General features: G+C 45.7%; 16 protein-coding genes. 7 read left to right on the top strand and 9 right to left on the bottom strand.

The window, feature by feature from the left end; translation table 11 throughout:
• The 4 genes from accC to scpA are packed head-to-tail and all read right to left on the bottom strand — an operon-like array spanning position 1 to position 6,847.
• Positions 1-2,025: an acetyl-CoA carboxylase biotin carboxylase subunit gene (gene accC, locus B0G85_RS00615; protein ID WP_198508698.1), complete on the bottom strand. Its 2,025-nt coding sequence runs from the start codon at positions 2,023-2,025 to the stop codon at positions 1-3.
• Between the two features lie 25 nt (positions 2,026-2,050).
• The gene (locus tag B0G85_RS00610; protein WP_100378513.1) at positions 2,051-3,583 is read right to left on the bottom strand and encodes an acyl-CoA carboxylase subunit beta; all 1,533 of its coding nucleotides are present in this window, start codon (positions 3,581-3,583) and stop codon (positions 2,051-2,053) included.
• A 9-nt stretch (positions 3,584-3,592) separates the two neighbouring features.
• Positions 3,593-4,618, bottom strand: coding sequence for a methylmalonyl Co-A mutase-associated GTPase MeaB (gene meaB / locus B0G85_RS00605; protein ID WP_100378512.1), 1,026 nt, complete (start codon positions 4,616-4,618; stop codon positions 3,593-3,595).
• 15 nt (positions 4,619-4,633) lie between these two features.
• On the bottom strand, positions 4,634-6,847 hold the full coding sequence (gene scpA / locus B0G85_RS00600; RefSeq protein ID WP_100378511.1) for a methylmalonyl-CoA mutase: 2,214 nt from the start codon (positions 6,845-6,847) through the stop codon (positions 4,634-4,636).
• 103 nt (positions 6,848-6,950) lie between these two features.
• Here scpA and B0G85_RS00595 point away from each other — a divergent pair, with 103 nt between their 5' ends.
• Positions 6,951-7,589 (top strand): GntR family transcriptional regulator, encoded by a 639-nt coding sequence (locus tag B0G85_RS00595; protein WP_100378510.1) that lies wholly within the window; start codon positions 6,951-6,953, stop codon positions 7,587-7,589.
• An 83-nt stretch (positions 7,590-7,672) separates the two neighbouring features.
• On the opposite strand, the gene B0G85_RS00590 is transcribed toward B0G85_RS00595, so the two are convergent.
• Complete coding sequence (locus B0G85_RS00590; RefSeq protein ID WP_100378509.1) at positions 7,673-8,026, bottom strand: c-type cytochrome; 354 nt, start codon at positions 8,024-8,026, stop codon at positions 7,673-7,675.
• Between the two features lie 17 nt (positions 8,027-8,043).
• A complete protein-coding gene (locus tag B0G85_RS00585) occupies positions 8,044-8,409 on the bottom strand; it encodes a c-type cytochrome (RefSeq protein WP_100378508.1) in 366 nt (121 codons plus the stop codon).
• Positions 8,410-8,577: 168 nt separating this feature from the next.
• On the opposite strand from B0G85_RS00585, the gene B0G85_RS00580 reads away from it, so the two are divergent.
• The 3 genes from B0G85_RS00580 (at position 8,578) to B0G85_RS00570 (ending at position 11,188) form a co-directional block, all read left to right on the top strand.
• Positions 8,578-9,429: an AAA family ATPase gene (locus B0G85_RS00580; RefSeq protein ID WP_100378507.1), complete on the top strand. Its 852-nt coding sequence runs from the start codon at positions 8,578-8,580 to the stop codon at positions 9,427-9,429.
• 27 nt (positions 9,430-9,456) lie between these two features.
• A complete protein-coding gene (locus B0G85_RS00575) occupies positions 9,457-10,632 on the top strand; it encodes a vWA domain-containing protein (RefSeq protein ID WP_100378506.1) in 1,176 nt (391 codons plus the stop codon).
• A 94-nt stretch (positions 10,633-10,726) separates the two neighbouring features.
• Positions 10,727-11,188 (top strand): RidA family protein, encoded by a 462-nt coding sequence (locus tag B0G85_RS00570; RefSeq protein ID WP_100379124.1) that lies wholly within the window; start codon positions 10,727-10,729, stop codon positions 11,186-11,188.
• A 71-nt stretch (positions 11,189-11,259) separates the two neighbouring features.
• Here the strand turns inward: B0G85_RS00570 and B0G85_RS00565 are convergent, their stop codons facing one another.
• Positions 11,260-11,910: a nucleotidyltransferase family protein gene (locus B0G85_RS00565; RefSeq protein ID WP_100378505.1), complete on the bottom strand. Its 651-nt coding sequence runs from the start codon at positions 11,908-11,910 to the stop codon at positions 11,260-11,262.
• Positions 11,911-11,974: 64 nt separating this feature from the next.
• On the opposite strand from B0G85_RS00565, the gene B0G85_RS00560 reads away from it, so the two are divergent.
• Positions 11,975-12,940, top strand: a complete 966-nt coding sequence (locus B0G85_RS00560) for an XdhC family protein (protein WP_100378504.1) — start codon at positions 11,975-11,977, stop codon at positions 12,938-12,940.
• Positions 12,941-13,006: 66 nt separating this feature from the next.
• On the opposite strand, the gene parC is transcribed toward B0G85_RS00560, so the two are convergent.
• A complete protein-coding gene (parC, locus tag B0G85_RS00555) occupies positions 13,007-15,469 on the bottom strand; it encodes a DNA topoisomerase IV subunit A (protein WP_100378503.1) in 2,463 nt (820 codons plus the stop codon).
• Complete coding sequence (locus B0G85_RS00550) at positions 15,469-17,457, bottom strand: DNA topoisomerase IV subunit B (RefSeq protein WP_100378502.1); 1,989 nt, start codon at positions 17,455-17,457, stop codon at positions 15,469-15,471. The genes parC and B0G85_RS00550 overlap by 1 nt, the downstream gene beginning before the upstream one ends.
• 88 nt (positions 17,458-17,545) lie before the next feature.
• On the opposite strand from B0G85_RS00550, the gene B0G85_RS00545 reads away from it, so the two are divergent.
• A complete protein-coding gene (locus tag B0G85_RS00545) occupies positions 17,546-18,766 on the top strand; it encodes a CaiB/BaiF CoA transferase family protein (RefSeq protein ID WP_100378501.1) in 1,221 nt (406 codons plus the stop codon).
• Positions 18,767-18,770: 4 nt separating this feature from the next.
• Positions 18,771-20,003 (top strand): MFS transporter, encoded by a 1,233-nt coding sequence (locus tag B0G85_RS00540; RefSeq protein ID WP_100379123.1) that lies wholly within the window; start codon positions 18,771-18,773, stop codon positions 20,001-20,003.
• The last annotated feature ends 5 nt before the right edge of the window (positions 20,004-20,008 follow it).

The following is a 20,008-nucleotide window of genomic DNA, read 5'->3' as shown; positions in this document are numbered from 1 at the left end:
CTACTCCAAGCGAATGATCAATTGATCGACGGCCAAACTCTCACCAACAGTAGCGCAGATTTCTACCACAACACCATCTTGGGCTGCTAACAATACATTCTCCATCTTCATCGCTTCAATAGCAGCTAACTTTTGACCGGCAATCACTGCTTCACCAACTTGAACAGAAATATTCGTGAGCAAGCCTGGCATAGGCGACATAATTAACTTTGAGGTATCCGGAGGAAGTTTGACTGGCATACGGCGTTGAAGCTCCGCACCAAGTGAACTTAACACCATACATTCAAAATGAGCACCATCTAAGACAAGGTGATACTTCACACCGCGCCGCTCAACTTGCGCAGTGATTTGCTGAGTTCCATTAATTGTTGCACGCAGGCAAAGCTGACCCGGGCGCCAATGACTCACGATGTCATAACGACTAATATCATGGGCCTCTTCAATATAGACCGAGTAAATACCTTCCTTAAGCTCTACTCGCATCGCTATCTCTTGCATCGTCTCATTTGAGCCAACGCGGGTACCTGTCACAACGACAAACTTTTTCGCAATCAGCATTTCATGACCGGCCAGTTGACCATCAATCATTTGAATGTGCTCTAAATAACGATAGCGAATAAAAGCAGCTAGAGCAGCAAGCAGTTTAGGGTCTGCTGGCTGCACTGAATCTAATTTAAAACCATCGGGATATTCTTCCGCAATAAAGCCTGTCGTGAAATCTCCTGATACAAAACGGGGATGCTGAAGCAGTGCGGCCTGAAAAGGAATATTGGAATGAATTCCCCGAATCACAAAATCATTGAGGGCTGCACGCATTTTTTCAATCGCTTCAGTACGATCTTTCCCATGCACAATTAACTTTGCAATCATGGAGTCGTAATACATCGGAATTTCTCCACCTTCGTAGACACCAGTGTCCACTCTGACGCCATTTCCCTCTTGAGGTGGTTGATACTTGACTAAGCGGCCTGTGGAGGGCAAAAAGTTTCGAAATGGATCATCAGCATTGATGCGACACTCCATAGACCAGCCATTGAGCTTAATATCTTCCTGCTTAAATGCTAACTTTTCACCAGCGGCTACCCGAATCATTTGCTCTACTAAATCGAGTCCAGTAATATTTTCGGTAACAGGGTGCTCTACTTGCAAGCGAGTATTCATCTCCAGAAAGTAGAAAGACTTATCCTTTCCGACAACAAACTCGACTGTACCGGCAGATTGATAATTAACCGCTTGCGCCAAAGCGACAGCCTGCTCACCCATGGCTTTGCGAGTTACTGGATCAATAAAAGGAGAAGGCGCTTCTTCAATCACCTTTTGATGACGACGTTGAATTGAGCAATCTCGCTCACCTAGGTAGACTACATTTCCATGGGCATCGCCTAGCACCTGAATTTCAATATGACGCGGCCCCTCAACAAACTTTTCAATAAAAATTCGGTCATCGCCAAAACTGTTCATTGCTTCTGTTTTACAAGCAACGAAGCCTTCAGCTGCCTCCTTGTCATTTGCAGCAACGCGTAGCCCCTTACCACCACCACCCGCCGATGCTTTAATCATGACAGGGTAGCCAATATCTTGAGCGATCTTCACCGCCTCTTCGGTGCTTGCGATTGCTTCATTAAAACCAGGAATCGTATTGACTTTAGCTGCAAGGGCTAATTTCTTAGAAGCAATCTTATCGCCCATTGCAGCAATCGACTGATGTTTGGGTCCTATAAATACAATGCCCTCTTCCTCACAACGGCGGGCAAACTCTTCGTTCTCAGAAAGAAATCCATAACCAGGATGCACCGCTTGGGCACCCGTGTCTTTGCAGGCTCGAATGATTCGATCCATTACAAGATAGGATTCACGCGAAGGCGCTGGGCCAATGCAGACAGATTCATCTGCCATTTGAACATGCAGCGCTTCTTTATCCGCCTCTGAATAAACGGCAACCGTTTTAATTCCCATTTTTTGGGCGGTTTTGATTACGCGGCAAGCAATTTCACCGCGATTCGCTATGAGTATTTTCTTAAACATATTTGTTTTCATATTTACTCTCGCCTTACAGGGGGATGTTGCCGTGCTTACGCACAGGATTTAATAATTCTTTATCTTTGAGCATGGCTAAAGAGCGGGCAATACGTTTGCGAGTCTCGTGAGGCAAGATCACGTCATCGATGTAACCACGACGACCTGCCACAAATGGATTGGCAAATTTTGCCTTGTACTCCGCCTCGCGGGCAGCAATTTTTGCAGGATCCGTCTTTTCTTCTCGGAAAATAATCTCTACAGCACCTTTTGAGCCCATCACTGCAATTTCCGCAGAAGGCCAAGCAAAATTCACATCACCTCGTAAATGCTTTGAGGCCATCACATCATAAGCACCGCCATAAGCCTTACGTGTAATTAAAGTTACCTTTGGTACGGTGCAGTCAGCATAGGCATACAGTAACTTAGCGCCATGTTTAATGATGCCACCGTACTCTTGTGCAGTACCGGGCATAAATCCAGGAACATCCACCAAGGTGATTACCGGAATATTAAAAGCGTCACAAAACCGGACAAAACGCGCAGCTTTAATAGAGGCCTTGATATCCAAACAACCAGCCAATACCAAAGGCTGATTGGCAACAATACCAATCGATCGTCCTTCAATGCGAGCAAAACCAATCAGAATATTTTTCGCATAGTCAGGTTGAAGTTCAAAAAACTCGCCATCATCGACTATTTTTTTGATTAATTCCTTCATATCGTATGGCTGATTTGGGTTGCTAGGAACCAATGTATCTAAAGAAAAATCAGGTTCTACAGATCGCATTGCCCCTTTAATCATCGGCGGCTTCTCTCGATTCGATAAAGGCAAATAGTTAAAAAAGCGACGCAGCATCATGATGGCATCAACATCATTATCAAAGGCTAAATCGCAAACGCCAGATACAGTGGAATGGGTAATAGCACCCCCCAATTCCTCAGCAGTCACTTCTTCATGGGTCACCGTCTTGACTACCTCAGGACCCGTAACAAACATATACGAACTATCTTTAACCATAAAAATAAAGTCAGTCAACGCAGGCGAATACACAGCGCCACCGGCACAGGGGCCCATAATGAGAGAGATCTGTGGAATCACACCAGACGCAGTAACGTTACGCTGGAAAATTTCCGCATAACCACCTAAAGAGGCGACACCCTCTTGAATACGCGCGCCTCCAGAATCATTTAAACCAATGACCGGGGCGCCTACTTTTAGGGCCTGATCCATAATTTTGCAAATCTTCTCGGCATGGGCCTCAGAGAGAGAGCCGCCTAGTACCGTAAAGTCTTGCGAGAAAACAAAGACCAAGCGACCATTAATCATGCCATAGCCAGTAACTACACCATCTCCAGGGATAGTTTGATCATCCATACCGAAGTCATGGCAGCGATGCTCAACGAACATATCCCACTCTTCAAAGGTGCCAGCATCAAGCAGTAACTCAATGCGTTCGCGTGCCGTGAGCTTGCCCTTAGAGTGCTGAGCCTGAATCCGTTTTTGCCCACCACCTAGGCGAGCTAACTCGCGCTTTGCTGCTAGCTGCTCAATAATTTCTTTCATGTCGATTCCTTAGAAAAATTCGTGCCCCATGGCTTCCAGCAAACGTCGCGCAGCGACAGATGAAGCCATCGTTCCTTGATTGACCTGAGCAATAAAGCTAGGTAAGAGTTTTTGTACTTCAGGGTGATTACGAAAGGCGTTTTTCAGCCCTGCATCAATTCTGTCCCACATCCAGGCGCCAGATTGTTGTTGGCGACGAGATTGCAATTGGCCATTGGCCTGTTGTATGGTTTGAAAGTGGCATATTTTTTCCCATAATTCAGGGATACCTTGACCCTGTAATGCGCTCATCGTCATCACTGTGGGGTGCCAAAATGCTTGATCATGAGAAGCGTGATCAGGGTTACCTTGAAATCCTAATAACCGTAAAGAACTAGATATAAATAACTGCGCACGCATAGCAGCATCCATATCGATATCTGCTTTATTAATCACGATCAGATCAGCCAACTCCATCACGCCTTTTTTTATTGCTTGAAGATCGTCGCCAGCATTCGGTAGTTGTAACAATAAAAACAGATCAGTCATTCCAGCAACAGCAATTTCGCTTTGCCCTACACCTACCGTCTCAACAATGATTACGTCAAAACCTGCAGCTTCGGCAACTAACATTGCCTCACGGGTCTTTTCGGCAACGCCGCCTAAAGTCCCAGAGGATGGGCTAGGCCGAATAAAGGCGTTATCTAAAACAGAAAGTCTTTCCATCCGAGTTTTGTCACCCAAAATAGAGCCGCCAGATAGGCTTGACGATGGATCGATTGCTAACACAGCAACCCGATGACCTTGCTCAATCAGATAAAGTCCAAGCGTTTCAATCAAAGTAGATTTACCAACACCAGGCACACCAGAGATACCCAACCTAAAGGAATTCCCAGTTTTAGGTAACAAGGTGTTTAAGACATCATCCGCACGATGGCGATGGTCTAAGCGTGTCGACTCCAATAAGGTGATGATTTTGGCTAAGGCTCTACGTTGGGCGTACGAAGGACCTCCAGTCAAGTCATCCACTAATGTTCGGTCAACATTGCTAAGCATGATCACCTATCAAACTCAGATTGGTTTTGCTGATTTACGAATTTGCTCAAGAACATCCTTGGCTGAGGCAGGTATCGGAGTACCGGGGCCGTAGATTCCTTTCACGCCAGATTCATATAAGAATTCATAATCCTGCTTAGGAATTACTCCGCCAACGAAAACGATGATGTCATCTGCACCCTGTTTCCGGAGCTCAGCAATAATGGCCGGAACTAAAGTTTTATGCCCAGCGGCTAAGGTAGAGACGCCCAATGCATGCACGTCATTTTCAATCGCTTGACGCGCACACTCCTCAGGCGTCTGAAACAACGGTCCAATATCCACATCAAAACCCAAGTCAGCAAAAGCAGTAGCAACCACTTTGGCGCCGCGATCATGACCATCCTGACCTAATTTAGCAATCATCACACGTGGGCGCCGACCGAAGTCTTTGGCAAAGTCAGCAATCTCAACCTTCAATTTATCCCAGCCTTCTGCTGAGTCATAAGCGGCTGCATACACACCTGTCACCTTTTGAGTATCGGCACGATGACGCCCGTATACTTTTTCTAAAGCATCCGATACCTCACCAACTGTTGCCCGTAAACGAATTGCCTGTACCGATAATTCTAATAAGTTACCAGTACCTGATTGTGCAGCCTGCGTGATGGCCTCTAATGCAGCCTCTACTTTTTTAGGATCTCGTTTGGCGCGAATATCCTTTAAACGCGCAATCTGACTTTCACGAACACGATCGTTATCAATCATCAATACATCAACAAGATCCTCTTTTTCCAACTTGTATTTATTTACGCCAACGATCACATCCGATCCAGAATCAATCTTGGCTTGTTTTTCAGCAGCAGCAGCTTCAATTTTTAACTTAGCCCAACCACTTTGTACGGCCTTGGTCATACCACCCATGGCCTCGACTTCCTGAATAATTTCCCAGGCTTTGTCGGCCATTTCTTGGGTAAGATTTTCCATCATGTATGAGCCAGCCCATGGATCAATCACGCTAGTAATATGGGTCTCTTCTTGCAAGATCAGTTGAGTATTGCGGGCGATGCGACTAGAAGTTTGAGAAGGCAATGCAATCGCCTCATCAAAAGAGTTGGTGTGCAGTGATTGTGTTCCGCCAAAGACTGCCGCCATTGCCTCTACCGTAGTCCGAACCACATTGTTGTAGGGATCCTGCTCTGTTAATGACCAACCAGAAGTTTGGCAGTGTGTGCGCAACATGAGAGACTTTGGATTTTTTGGTTCGAAGGATTTCATCATGCGCCACCATAACAAACGCGCCGCGCGAAGCTTGGCAACCTCAAGGTAGAAATTCATTCCAATCGCAAAGAAGAACGATAGTCTGCCGGCAAAGCCATCAATATCTAAACCTTTTTCTAGCGCTGTCTTGACATACTCCTTACCATCAGCCAAAGTAAATGCGAGCTCGAGTACTTGATTTGCGCCAGCCTCTTGCATGTGGTAACCCGAAATTGAAATGGAATTAAATTTCGGCATATGCTTTGCGGTGTACTCAATAATGTCGCCAATGATGCGAATTGAAGGCTCTGGTGGATAAATATAAGTATTGCGCACCATGAACTCTTTCAGAATATCGTTCTGAATTGTTCCTGAGAGTAGCTCTTGCTTTACGCCTTGTTCCTCACCAGCAACGATGTAGCCCGCCAAGACTGGCAGTACTGCACCATTCATAGTCATAGAAACAGATACTTTGTCTAACGGAATGCCGTTAAACAATATTTTCATATCCTCCACAGAATCTATAGCAACACCGGCCTTCCCTACGTCTCCAGTAACACGCGGATGATCAGAGTCATAACCCCGATGGGTCGCCAAGTCAAATGCAACGGAAACCCCTTGTCCGCCTGCGGCCAAAGCTTTACGATAGAAAGCATTAGATTCTTCTGCTGTCGAAAATCCAGCGTACTGACGAATAGTCCAGGGGCGAACCGAGTACATAGTAGCCTGCGGGCCGCGCACGAATGGCTCAAATCCCGGTAAGGAATTGGCATATTGCAGGCCCTCAATATCCTCAGAGGTATAAAGCGCTTTGAGATGGATGCCATCTGGCGTCTCCCATCCCAGCTGACTGACGTCGCCATTGGGTGCTGATTTTTGAGCTGACTTCACCCAGTCTTCTAAATTGCTTTCTGGAACGTCCGGCCAAACACTATTCTGAAAATGAGATTTATCGGACTTCTTGTTAGATGTGTTGTCGCTACTACTCATAAAGCACTCCTAGTTGGCTTTACTGCACTTATATAAATTTATTCAATAGTTGATCTATTTTGCTTGACTTATTGATGTTTGTCTACATAATGTATACATAATTATGAATACAAAGTTACTAAACAGGCCTTTATATGAAGAGGTAGCGGAACGGCTAAGGGCGCAAATCTTCGCCCATGAAATCACGCCAGGAAGTTGGTTGGATGAACAAAGCCTGGCCATAGAATTTGGCATTAGTCGCACACCAATGCGAGAAGCAATAAAGGTGTTGGCCTCGGAAGGCCTTGTTACTACCAAAATGAATCGTGGGGCCTATGTAACCGAGGTTGAGCGCAGTGACTTAGAGCAAATCTTTACTGTCCTGTCCTTACTTGAGGGTCAGGCAGCTAAAGAAACCGCTTTAAAAGCCACTGAGAATGAGCTTACCCAACTTGATGACTTGCACCAACGCTTAGAAACAGCTGCTGCAGACCGAAATTTAGAGCAATTCTTTGAAATAAATGTCAAATTTCATGAGCTAATACAAGAAATAGCCGGAAATACCTGGATGAATGGCGTCATTAACGACCTTAGAAAGGTGCTCAAACTCCAGCGCCGAGATTCGCTGAGTAGATCAGGGCGATTGCTTAGCTCGCTAGTAGAGCACCGGGCTATTTTGGAAGCGATCTTAAAAAGAGACCCTATTGCCGCCGAGGCAGCGATGCGAAATCACCTTGCTTATGGGCTCGAAGCCACAAAATAGAAAAGAAAAAAGCTTAGCTATTGGGCAAACCAACAGGCTAAGCTTTTGAGTATCCTCAGCCTAGGGGCTGAAGTAAGCTTGCATTACTTCTTAATAACGAAATTCCCAGGCAAAGAGCCAACATAAGCAGCTAAATCATGCAGATCTTGGTCTGAATAAGGTTGAACCTGACTAGTCATAATGGCATTATTGCGACCAAATTGAGGATTGCTATTGCCGACCTTGTAAGCCCGAAGCGCGTAATAAACATATTCAGAGTATTGGCCAGCAAGCTTAGGATAAGCGGGCAAAATTGGCGCATTTAAACCTGCCCCATGGCAAGATGCGCAATTGCCCGTTTCAGAAAGAGCCTTGCCTTTTTCAACGCTAGCAGCATTAGAAACAGTAGCCAAGCCAAGACTTGAGATCAACAAAGTAGTAATTAGGGCGAATTTCATAAATATGTCTCTGAATATCACTTCAATGGGTTGGGTGGTGTGGCGGCAGTTTGTGCAGCGTAGTACTCGCCAATATCGGCCATATCTTGATCCGACAAGCTACCCGCAATTGCACGCATCGTTGGATGCTTTCTTTCGCCTTTTTTGTAGGCGCTTAGTGCACTTGCAATATAGGCAGCATTTTGACCGCCAATCATGGGAACCTTGTATACAAAAGGATAGTCAGCGCGATAGTCAGGGATTGCATGGCAGCCGACGCAAAGCCACACTTTGCCTTGACCTGCTTTAGCCGAGCCCTGAACATCGGCAGCTTGAACAGACAAGCTAGCTAAAGCAAAACCAGCACAAAGGGCTAATTGAGTAAGAAGTAAGTGTTTTTTCATGGAAATCATCATTAACGAGTTCGATATGGATCAATTGCCCACGATTATAGCGGAGAGCGCAATTCAACCTGCATCCAAAGCTCTTAAATCAACAAAAGTATCAAAATTTGAGCTTCATTCCCTATACTTTAGCCTTGCCGACACCGAATTAAATACCGAAAGATCACTGTGAACAAATCCCGCTTTGATGGATCCCAGAGCTATGTAGCAACGGAAGATCTTAAATTAGCCGTCAATGCGGCCATCACGCTTGGACGCCCTCTTCTCATTAAAGGCGAGCCGGGAACGGGCAAAACAATGCTGGCGGAAGAAGTAGCTCAAGCTCTCAATATGCCGCTGATGCAATGGCACATTAAATCCACTACAAAAGCACAACAGGGCTTGTATGAATATGATGCCGTGAGCCGTTTGCGTGACTCGCAGTTGGGCGATGCAAAGGTGAAAGATATTGCGAACTACATCATTAAAGGGGTGTTATGGCAGGCGTTCGAAGCGGATGAACCAGTCGTCCTTCTAATTGATGAAATTGATAAAGCAGATATTGAGTTTCCAAACGACCTTTTACGAGAAATCGATCGTATGGAATTTTATGTCTATGAGACCCGTGAACTCATTCAAGCAAAACACCGTCCTTTAGTAATCATTACATCGAATAATGAAAAAGAGCTTCCTGACGCTTTTTTGCGTCGCTGCTTTTTTCATTACATCTCCTTTCCCAACGCGCAAACCATGCAAAGCATTGTGGATGTGCATCATCCCCACATAAAACACGATCTTTTAGAAGCGGCGCTCAAATCCTTTTATCAAATCAGATCCCTTCCAGGACTAAAAAAGAAACCATCCACTTCTGAATTAATCGATTGGTTAAAGCTTTTACTTGCTGAAGATATTCCTGCTGAGGCCCTTTATAGCTCGGAGGAAAAGATTTCAGTACCGCCCTTGCATGGGGCACTACTGAAGAATGAGCAAGACGTTCATTTGTTTGAGCGTTTAATCACCATGAATCGCAATCATCGCTAATATTTAAAATCAAAACGTTAGCATTTGATGCTTATTCAATTTTTTCTTAATTTAAAAGAAGCCAAGATACCGGTATCCGTCCGAGAATTTCTCACGCTGTTAGATGCCTTAAAGCAGAACGTCATCAACCCCTCGATTGATGAGTTTTATCAACTTGCCCGAATGACTCTAGTCAAAGATGAGCAATATTTTGATCGATTTGACCAAGTTTTTGGCGCGTATTTTAAAGGAATAGAGCGCATCATCTCTCTGGCACCAGAGATTCCCCTAGATTGGCTCGAACAGAAACTGCAGCGCGTATTAAGTGCTCAAGAAAAATCAGCCCTTAAGAAGTTAGGTGGACTAGAAGCGCTACAGAAGCGCTTACAGGAGCTGTTAAAAGAGCAAAAAGAATGGCATGGCGGCGGTAATAAATGGATAGGCGCTGGAGGCTCTTCTCCTTTTGGTCACAGCGGATACCACCCCGAGGGCATCCGTATTGGCGGCGAGAGCGCTGGAAATAGAACTGCTATTAAGGTATGGGAGGCGCGTGAGTTCAAAGACTATGACAGCAATGTCAGTCTTGGAACGCGTAATCTCAAAATGGCACTGCGTCGCTTACGACGTTTTGCAAGAGAAGGCTCTAATCTTGAATTAGACTTGGACAAAACCATCCACTCAACAGCAGCTAATGCTGGGATACTAGATATTCAGATGCGGCCAGAGCGACATAACCAAGTCAAAGTTTTACTGCTAATGGATGTTGGTGGATCAATGGACGACCACATACAGCGCATCTCTGAATTATTTACAGCTGTAAGAACCGAATTTAAGCATCTTGAATATTACTATTTTCATAATTGCGTCTATGAGCATCTGTGGCAGAGTAACCGCCGCAGAAGGGATCAGATCCTGCTAACTCAGGACATCATTAATAAATACAGCTCAGACTACAAACTTATTTTTATTGGCGATGCCACCATGTCCCCATATGAAATACTGAGCGTGAATGGCTCAGTTGAAAATAATAATTCAGAACCTGGTGCAAATTGGATTCATCGACTAATTGATCATTTTCCTAATTTTGCTTGGTTAAACCCAGAGCCTGAGTCTGTTTGGCAATATCGGCAATCGATTGACATCTTGCAGGGCCTCATGAAAAATCGTATGTATCCAGTCACATTACAGGGCCTAGAGAGTGCCATGCGACAACTTTCGAAGTAATATTGATCTATCAGCTTTTTTTACTTGTGGCTTTTTTATTTCCCGATTTTCTACTTTTTACTTCTTAAATTTTATTTCTACCCACACAGAACCCATGACCAATTTCATTAGCGATAGAATCAAAACTCTCGGTATCAACCTACCCCCACCTGGACCGCCTGCAGCAGCTTATGTAATGGCCGTTACTACCGGCAATACGGTATTTCTCTCTGGTCATATCGCCAAAAGAGACGGTAAGGCATGGGCCGGAAAATTGGGTTTAGATATGGACACTGAAACAGGTAAAGCTGCCGCAAAAACGATTGCTATTGATTTGATTGCAACACTGCAAGAGCACTTAGGCTCTTTAGATAAAGTAAAGCGCATCGTTAAGGTAATGGGGCTTGTAAATTCCACAGAGCAATACACAGAGCAACACTTAGTGATCAATGGTTGCTCAGAGCTTTTGCTTGAGGTCTTTGGAGAAGTCGGCAAACATGCCCGCAGTGCATTTGGTGTTGCCCAAATTCCGCTGGGTGCTTGCGTAGAAATCGAGTTAATTGCCGAGATTGCCTAAGTTACCTAAGTTACCTAAGTTACCTAAGTTACCTAGGTAGCCTAAGTAATTTTATGGTGGCAAAGTCGCTACTAGCTTTTTGATAATTGATATTTGCTGATATCTTTTGGCGTGTCAACGTCTTGTATGAAAGCCTGGCGATTTGTGTCTAGACGATAAATTAACGCTGGATTTGCATCCATATATGATCGGCAAACCATTTGGCTAATCGCCAAGATTTCATCGACTGCCCCCTTAGAAAATAACACTGGATTACCCCGTTGCTTGCCCACCATAGGCAAAACAATTTGAGTTCCAGGAGGTCGATTAGTAAATCCCTCCAATAATTCACTGATCTCCATACAGCCTATTTCTGGTTGATCAGAAAGAGCCACGAATAGAACGTCAAATGCACTTTGGAGCGACTCTAGACCCAGGCGAATGGAAGAGGATTGGCCTTTTTCGGGATATGGGTTCAAGCAAGTTTTGATATTCAGGTCATGCGCCCTATTAAGGCGATCGATTTCACCCTCAATTGCCTCCGCATAAAATCCCGTAACTGCTACAAACTCTATGGGCGCCATAGACTTAGTCGAGATCACCAAATGCTCTAATAAGGTTTGGTCATCTTTCTTCAATAAAGCCTTGGGATAACCGCCTAAACGACTGCCCTCGCCTGCCGCAAGCAATAAAACAGCAACGCGTGTTGTAGGAGTCCCACTTTGAATGCTCAGATTAGTCATTAGCGTGATAATAAAACGATTCAGTAAAAATGCAGCAAAAGTAAATTAAAGAAAAAGACCACAAATGAATAGCACGGATCTAAGCGTACTTAAGGCTGCCGTACATTGGCTTAAAGAAGGGCATCGGGTCGCCATTGCCACAGTAGTCCAAACGTGGGGCTCTGCTCCAAGGCCTGTTGGATCATGGCTGGCGATTCGTAGTGATGGGCAAGTCATGGGCTCAGTTTCTGGTGGTTGCGTTGAGGATGATCTGATTCGTAGAGTGCAAACAGAAATTCTGAGTCGAGACTTACCCGAGATGGTAATTTATGGCGTCAGCCAACAAGAAGCATCACGCTTTGGCTTACCCTGCGGAGGAACGTTAAGATTACTCGTTGAGCCCAGGCCAGAGCTCCTAGTGCTTGAGCAAATTCTGCAATCTATTTCAAATCACGCCATTACTTGTCGTACGATTGATTTAAGTAGCGGCAAGTCAACTTTGTCCGATGGAGGTCGCAACGATACTTTCATCTGCAATAAAAGCATCATGAAAACCAGCTATGGCCCCCGCTGGCGCATGGTGATTATTGGCGCTGGACAACTTTCTCTATACACCGCTGATTTTGCTCTGGCATCCGACTTTGAAGTGATCGTCATTGACCCACGCGAGGAATACGCAGAAGGCATTGATCGTGAGCATATTCAGTTTATGCGCGGTATGCCGGACGATGTATTGCTTGAGATTGGCGTAGACTCGCATACTGCAGTTGTGGCGCTAACGCATGACCCCAAATTAGATGACATGGCTTTAATGGAAGCTTTAAAATCCCCCGCCTTTTATGTTGGCGCCTTGGGTAGCCATACCAATACAGTAAAACGCAAAGCTCGCCTACTGGAGTTTGATTTAACCCAAGCGCAGTTGGATAAGCTCTATGGGCCAATTGGTCTGTATATTGGCGCTCTCACCCCTCCTGAAATTGCCATTGCCATCTTAGCTGAAGTAATAGCCGTGAAATATGCCATTCCCACTCCAGCAAAAAAGTTCACATAATTTTCTGAAAGAAAAAAGCCAGATGCAAACGGTAATCAGGCTTTTATTCTACTGCGAGGCCATTAATTAATTAGCCTTAAGCTTACCGTCCTTGAGGCGAGGCTCAACAAAGTGCCCTTTGCGGGCTCGATTACCAGCAAACGACTTTAGGGTCTTGGCGTCTAGATTTAACTCCGTTGGCTTTCCAGCTCGCCCTGCACCAGAATAAGTGGCTCCATCAGCGCCCACTGCAATAGCTGAGGACAATTTCTCTTTATCGTCTAGACCCATCAGAATGACGCCTTTACCACCCGTTGGTAAGCGCTTGAGCTCATCCAATCCAAAAACAAGCAGTTTAGCGCCTTCAGAAAGGCAAGCCACCTGCTTCATACCGGCAGTAACTTTAGCCGCGCCTAGAGGAGCATCACCACCTGGGAATTTACTATCAATGCCCACAAAAGACTTTCCAGCCTTGTTGCGTGTTGTCATGTCAGAAACATTGGCTAAGAATCCATTACCCGCTCTAGTGGAAATCAATACCAAATCATCTGATTGGCCCGCATAGTAGGCAACCATTTGTGATCCAGCCGCCAAATTGACAAAGCTAGTTAATGGCGAGCCATCACCGCGCGCACCCGGTAAATCACTGACGGGCACAGTGTAGACACGCCCATCACTACCAAAGCCTTGCATGACATCCACTGTTCGACACTCGAAGGTACTGTAGAGGGCATCGCCTGATTTAAAGGCAAACTGAGTAGCATCGTGCTCATGACCCTGACGCACTCGTACCCACCCTTTTTGAGAAACAATGACGGTCACTGGCTCATCAAGCACTTTTGCCTCGGCAACAGCACGCTTATCTTCCAAGATCAAAGTACGACGATCATCGCCAAACTCTTTCATATCCGATTCAATTTCTTTGATAATGCGCTTGCTTAATACGGAATCACTTTGCAATAAGCCATCCAAATCATCGCGTTCAACTGCAAGTGATTTGAGCTCTTGCTCGATCTTGATGCCTTCAAGTCTTGCCAGCTGTCGCAATCGAATATCTAAGATATCCTCAGCTTGACGATCACTCAATTTAAATTCTTTAATTAAGTCTGCTTTAGGCTCATCACTGTTACGAATGATTCTGATGACTTGATCGATATTTAAAAGAACGGTTAAACGCCCCTCTAAAATATGCATACGATCTTTGACTTTACCTAAGCGATATTGCGTTCGGCGAGTCACTGTTGCGAATCTGAATGAAATCCATTCTGAAATAATTTCTCTCAAGCCTTTTTGGCGCGGCCTACCATCTGTACCAATCATGACTAAATTCATTGGCGCATTGGACTCAAGGGATGTGTGCGCAAGTAATAAATTTACAAACTCGTTGACATCAATATTTTTACTTTTTGGCTCGAATACCAGGCGTACGGCAGCATCCTTACTTGATTCATCACGAACACCATCTAATACATTAAGAATGGTAGATTTAAGATTGCTTTGTTCTGGTGTAAGCGTCTTTTTGCCAATCTTTACTTTAGGATTGGTAATCTCTTCAATCTCTTGCAAGACTTTCTGAGAAGAGCTCGAAGGAGGCAACTCATTAACTACAATTTGCCATTGTCCACGCGCCAATTCTTCTACTGACCAGCGGGCACGTACTTTTAAACTGCCCCGACCCACTTCATAAATCTGCGCAATCTCAGCCGTTGAGGAAATAATTTGACCGCCGCCAGGATAATCTGGGCCAGGAATAATCTCTAAAATCTGATGCGTAGTCATCTTCGGAGACTTCATCAATGCAATGGCAGCGGCAGCTACTTCTCTCAGATTGTGCGAAGGAATCTCTGTTGCCATGCCGACCGCAATTCCTGAGGCGCCATTTAATAGTACAAATGGTAGTCGAGCAGGAAGTAACTTCGGCTCCTGAAAGGAACCATCGTAGTTGGGAGCAAAATCAACAGTGCCTTCATCAATTTCACTGAGTAATAATCCGGCAATTTTTGTTAGGCGCGCCTCGGTATAACGCATTGCCGCAGCGCCATCCCCATCGCGAGAACCAAAGTTTCCCTGGCCATCAATTAACGGGTAGCGTAGCGAAAAGCTCTGCGCTAAACGCACTAAAGCATCGTAAGCAGACTGATCGCCGTGAGGGTGAAACTTACCAAGTACATCACCCACCACACGGGCACTCTTCACGGGTTTGGCATCTGCGCGCAAACCCATCTCACTCATAGAAAACAAGATGCGACGCTGAACCGGCTTTTGACCATCAGACACATCAGGTAGTGCGCGCCCTTTAACTACGCTAATAGCGTAATCTAGATAGGCTCGCTCGGCATAAACCGCTAAAGTTAGGCTATCTTTATCGTCTTCGTTTAGCTCTACTACTTTTGGATCATGCGGGTCATTAGGTCCGCCTGATGATGGTACTTTGCTGAGATCTAATTGCACAATATCTAGTTCGGTAGATTCAGAACCATCTGCAATATTTGAAAATAAATCTACTTGCTCAATTGCAGAGGTATCTGCGGAAGGTTTTTTAGTAGCCATTAAATATCTGCCTCGACTTCATTGCCACGCTCTTCTAGCCAATCGCGGCGAGCACCCGATTCGGATTTACCCATCAACATATCCATTGTTTTAATTGTTTCATCTTCAGTCCAGGTACCTAAGGTCACCGGTAACAAACGGCGAGTATCTGGATTTAAAGTGGTATCCCACAGCTGCTCGGCACTCATCTCACCCAAGCCTTTAAAGCGTGATATCTGCCAAGCGGATTCTTTGACACCATCTTTACGTAATTTATCCTCGATAGCCTGCAGTTCATTGATGTCTAAAGCGTAGATTTTTTGCGCAGGCTTCTTACCCCGTGCTGGTGCATCCACCCTGAACAAGGGTGGCCTAGAAATATGAATATGACCCAGCTCGATCAGCTTCGGAAAATGCTTATAAAACAAGGTTAATAGTAAAACTTGAATATGCGCACCATCCACATCAGCATCAGACAAGATGCAGACTTTTCCATAACGTAAGTTTGTTAAATCTGGGCTGTCATTAGCGCCGTGAGGGTCAACCCCGATGGCTACCGCGATATCGTGAACTTCATTATTGGCAAAAAGGCGGTCGCGCTCTGCCTCCCAAGTATTGAGGACCTTTCCACGCAGAGGTAAGATCGCTTGATACTCTTTATTACGTCCCATCTTGGCAGATCCACCAGCGGAATCTCCCTCAACTAAAAAGATCTCATTCAGACTGATATCTTCACTCTCGCAATCGGTGAGTTTTCCAGGCAAAACAGCCACACCCGAAGATTTTTTCTTTTCTACTTTTTGACCGGCACGCGTTCTCGCTTGAGCCTGCTTAATCACAAGCTCAGCTAATTTTCGTCCGTAGTCGACATGCTCATTGAGCCAAAGCTCTAAGGCAGATTTAGCGTAGCCCGAAACGAGGCGTACAGCATCCCTTGAGTTGAGACGCTCTTTAATTTGCCCCTGAAACTGTGGGTCCAACACTTTAGCCGACAAAATAAAGGAAGCACGAGCAAAGACGTCTTCAGGCATTAACTTCACACCTTTAGGTTGCAACGCATGCATTTCAATAAAACCTTTAACTGCATTAAATAAACCTTCTCGCAGACCACTCTCATGAGTTCCGCCTGCCGGAGTTGGAATTAAGTTCACATAGCTTTCGCGTACTGGTGGACCGTCTTCAGTCCAGGTAACGACCCATGCCGCACCCTCCCCTTCTGCAAATGAATCATCTTCACTGTTACCCGTTGCGTATTGCTCGGCCTCAAACGGTGGAATCACTTCTGCACCATGGCCCGCTTGAGCCATCGCCTCATTCAGATAACCGCGCAAGCCTTGCGCATATTGCCAGGTCTGGCTCTCACCAGACTTCTCTTGAATTAAGGTCACTTTAACGCCCGGCAATAGGACTGCCTTAGAGCGCAATAAACGAATCAGCTCCGGCATCGGAATTGCAGGGCTATCGAAATATTTTCCATCAGGCCAAGCACGAACGCGCGTGCCATGTGATTTATCTTCTTTCGCGGCGGTAACTGTCTTCAGCTTCTCGACAACCTGGCCATCAGCAAAGGTCAAGGTAGATACTTTGCCCTCACGCCAAACAGTGACTTCCAGCCGTTTAGATAAGGCATTCGTGACAGAAACACCAACCCCATGCAAACCACCAGAAAAGGCATAGGCGCCACCACTGCCTTTTTCGAACTTACCGCCGGCATGGAGTTGCGTAAAGACGATTTCTACAACAGGTAATTTTTCCGTAGGATGCATGCCTACTGGAATACCGCGCCCGTCATCCTCAATACTGACGCTGCTGTCGGCATGTAAAGTGACAATAATTTGCTTACCGAAACCCCCTAAAGCCTCATCCGATGCGTTATCAAGCACCTCTTGAATGATGTGCAAGGGATTATCAGTGCGGGTGTACATTCCCGGCCGCTGACGGACGGGTTCAAGTCCTTTTAGGACCTGAATAGATGATTCGCTGTATTCGGATGTTTTACGGGTAGCCATGCGCGCAAATTGTAGTCATGTCTGAATCGAAACCAAAATTTTCGTATTTTTTCCGGTAATACCCCTCTATTCATGCCAAAATTGAGGAATGGGAGCCTTAAGTCATATTCGCGTTTTAGACCTCAGCCGTGTGCTTGCAGGTCCTTGGTGCGCTCAAAATCTAGCGGATTTGGGTGCAGATGTCATTAAAGTCGAGCGGCCTGGCGCTGGTGACGATACACGGCATTGGGGTCCTCCCTTTGCAAAAGACGCCAACGGAGCAGACACCAAAGAATCAGCCTATTTTATTTGCATTAACCGCAATAAACGCTCAATCACGGTCGATATCAGCAAACCAGATGGCCAAGAAATCATTCGCCAGTTGACCAAAGACTCTGATGTCGTCATTGAGAACTACAAAGTAGGTGATTTAGCAAAATATGGACTCGACTACGAAAGTCTCAAAAAGGTCAAAAAAGATTTAATTTACTGTTCTATCACTGGTTTTGGTCAAAATGGCCCCTATGCCCAGCGCCCTGGTTATGACTTTATTGTCCAAGGAATGGGTGGCTTTATGAGCGTCACAGGGGAGGCAGACGATGTTCCGGGGGCCTCGCCACAAAAGGCTGGTGTAGCCATTGCAGATATTTTTACCGGAATGTACGCCAGCACAGCAATTTTGGCCGCTGTTATCCACAGAGATCGAACAGGTGATGGGCAATACATTGATATGGCTTTGCTGGATACACAAATTGCAGTCATGGCCAACGTTTCTAGCGCCTATTTATGCTCTGATCAGGTCCCGCAACGCTGGGGCAATGCTTCGCCCATTATTGTTCCTTACCAAACCTTCCCTACAGCTGACGGCTGGATGATCGTTGGCGTGGGTAATGATGGACAATTTAAGCACTTTGTCACTGCAGGTGGCCAAGCCCACTTAGCAAATCACCCAGATTACTGCACCAACCCTCTACGTGTGGAGCACCGCAAGGTACTTGTTCCGCTTTTAGAGGTAATGACGCGCAAGAAGACAAAGGCCGAGTGGATTGCGCTGTTAGAGGCTGTCAGCGTCCCCTGTGGTCCTATCAACAACTTTAAAGAGGTATTTGAAAACGAACAAGTCTTGGCACGGGGCGTACAAATTGATGTGCCTCACCCCACAGCCGGCACCATGAGATTGGTGGCTAGCCCGATGCGGCTGTCCGAGACTCCGGTAGAAGTTCGCTTAGCACCCCCCACTTTAGGCCAACATACTGACGAGATTCTGCGTGAGCGCCTCCAGTTAGATGAGGCTGGTATAGCAGCACTGCACGCCAAGGGCATTGTTTAAAGCTATGCGTCATTTGGTAGCAGGCCAAAAACTGTCACTCAAGCAATTACTCATTTTCGCTGGACTCATGGTGACGCTATCCATGGGTATACGCCATGGATTTGGCCTCTTTAATTTACCCATCACTTCGGCTAATGGCTGGGGCAGAGAAACCTTTGCCCTAACCATCGCATTACAAAACTTAGTATGGGGCATTGTCCAACCTATTACCGGTGCAGTCGCCGATCGTTATGGCGCACTAAAAATCATGATTGCTGGTGGCGTACTCTACGCATTGGGCTTAGTAGGTATGGCCATTTCTACAGATACTTTGAATTTTTATGTGGCGGGTGGTTTACTGATTGGGCTGGCTCAAACTGCAACAACCTATAGCGTCATCTACGGAATACTCGGCCGCAATGTTGCTCCAGAAAAACGGGTTTGGGCTATGGGTATTACTGCAGCTGCAGGGTCATTTGGGCAATTTTTAATGATCCCAGTTGAGCAAGGCTTGCTCAGTCAATTTGGTGCAAGCGATGCATTACTTGCATTAGCAATGATGGCTAGCTTAATAATTCCTATTGCATGGATGTTGCGTGAACCGCAAATGCAGCATCAACATCAACGTGGCGATCAGACTATTCGAGAGGCTTTAACTGAAGCGATGCGCAATCCTAGTTTTGGCTATCTCACTCTAGGTTATTTTGTTTGTGGCTTTCAGGTAGTATTTATTGCCGTGCATCTTGCACCCTATCTGAAGGACTTATCAAAGATCTATCCAGATGTGGGAGCGCCCATGGTCGCTACTACTGCCTTGGCACTCATCGGCCTATTTAATATCTTGGGTACCTACAGCGCTGGAGTGCTAGGCCAGCGTTTTCCAAAACGTTACTTATTATCCGGCATCTACATCACCCGTTCTTTTGCAATTATGGCCTTTGTTTGGCTACCTTTAAGCCCAGTGACTACCTACGTCTTTGCCGCCATCATGGGCTTCCTATGGCTTTCTACCATCCCTTTGACCAATGCTATTGTGGCGCAGATCTTTGGCGTTAAACATCTATCAATGCTATCGGGCCTTGTCTTTTTATCACATCAATTAGGCAGCTTTTGTGGCGCCTATTTTGGAGGGTATCTATTTGATCAAACGGGCTCATATGCAGTTGTTTGGAATATTGCGATTGCCCTAGGATTTATTGCTTTTTTAGCCAATCTGCCAGTAAAAGAACAGTCCATTCATCGACTGATAGCAGCATAAGTAAT

The organism is Polynucleobacter brandtiae, assembly GCF_002797575.1.
Lineage (GTDB): Bacteria > Pseudomonadota > Gammaproteobacteria > Burkholderiales > Burkholderiaceae > Polynucleobacter > Polynucleobacter brandtiae.
The sequence above is the reverse complement of the archived record's forward strand: the minus strand, read 5'-3'. Positions and strand labels throughout refer to the sequence as shown.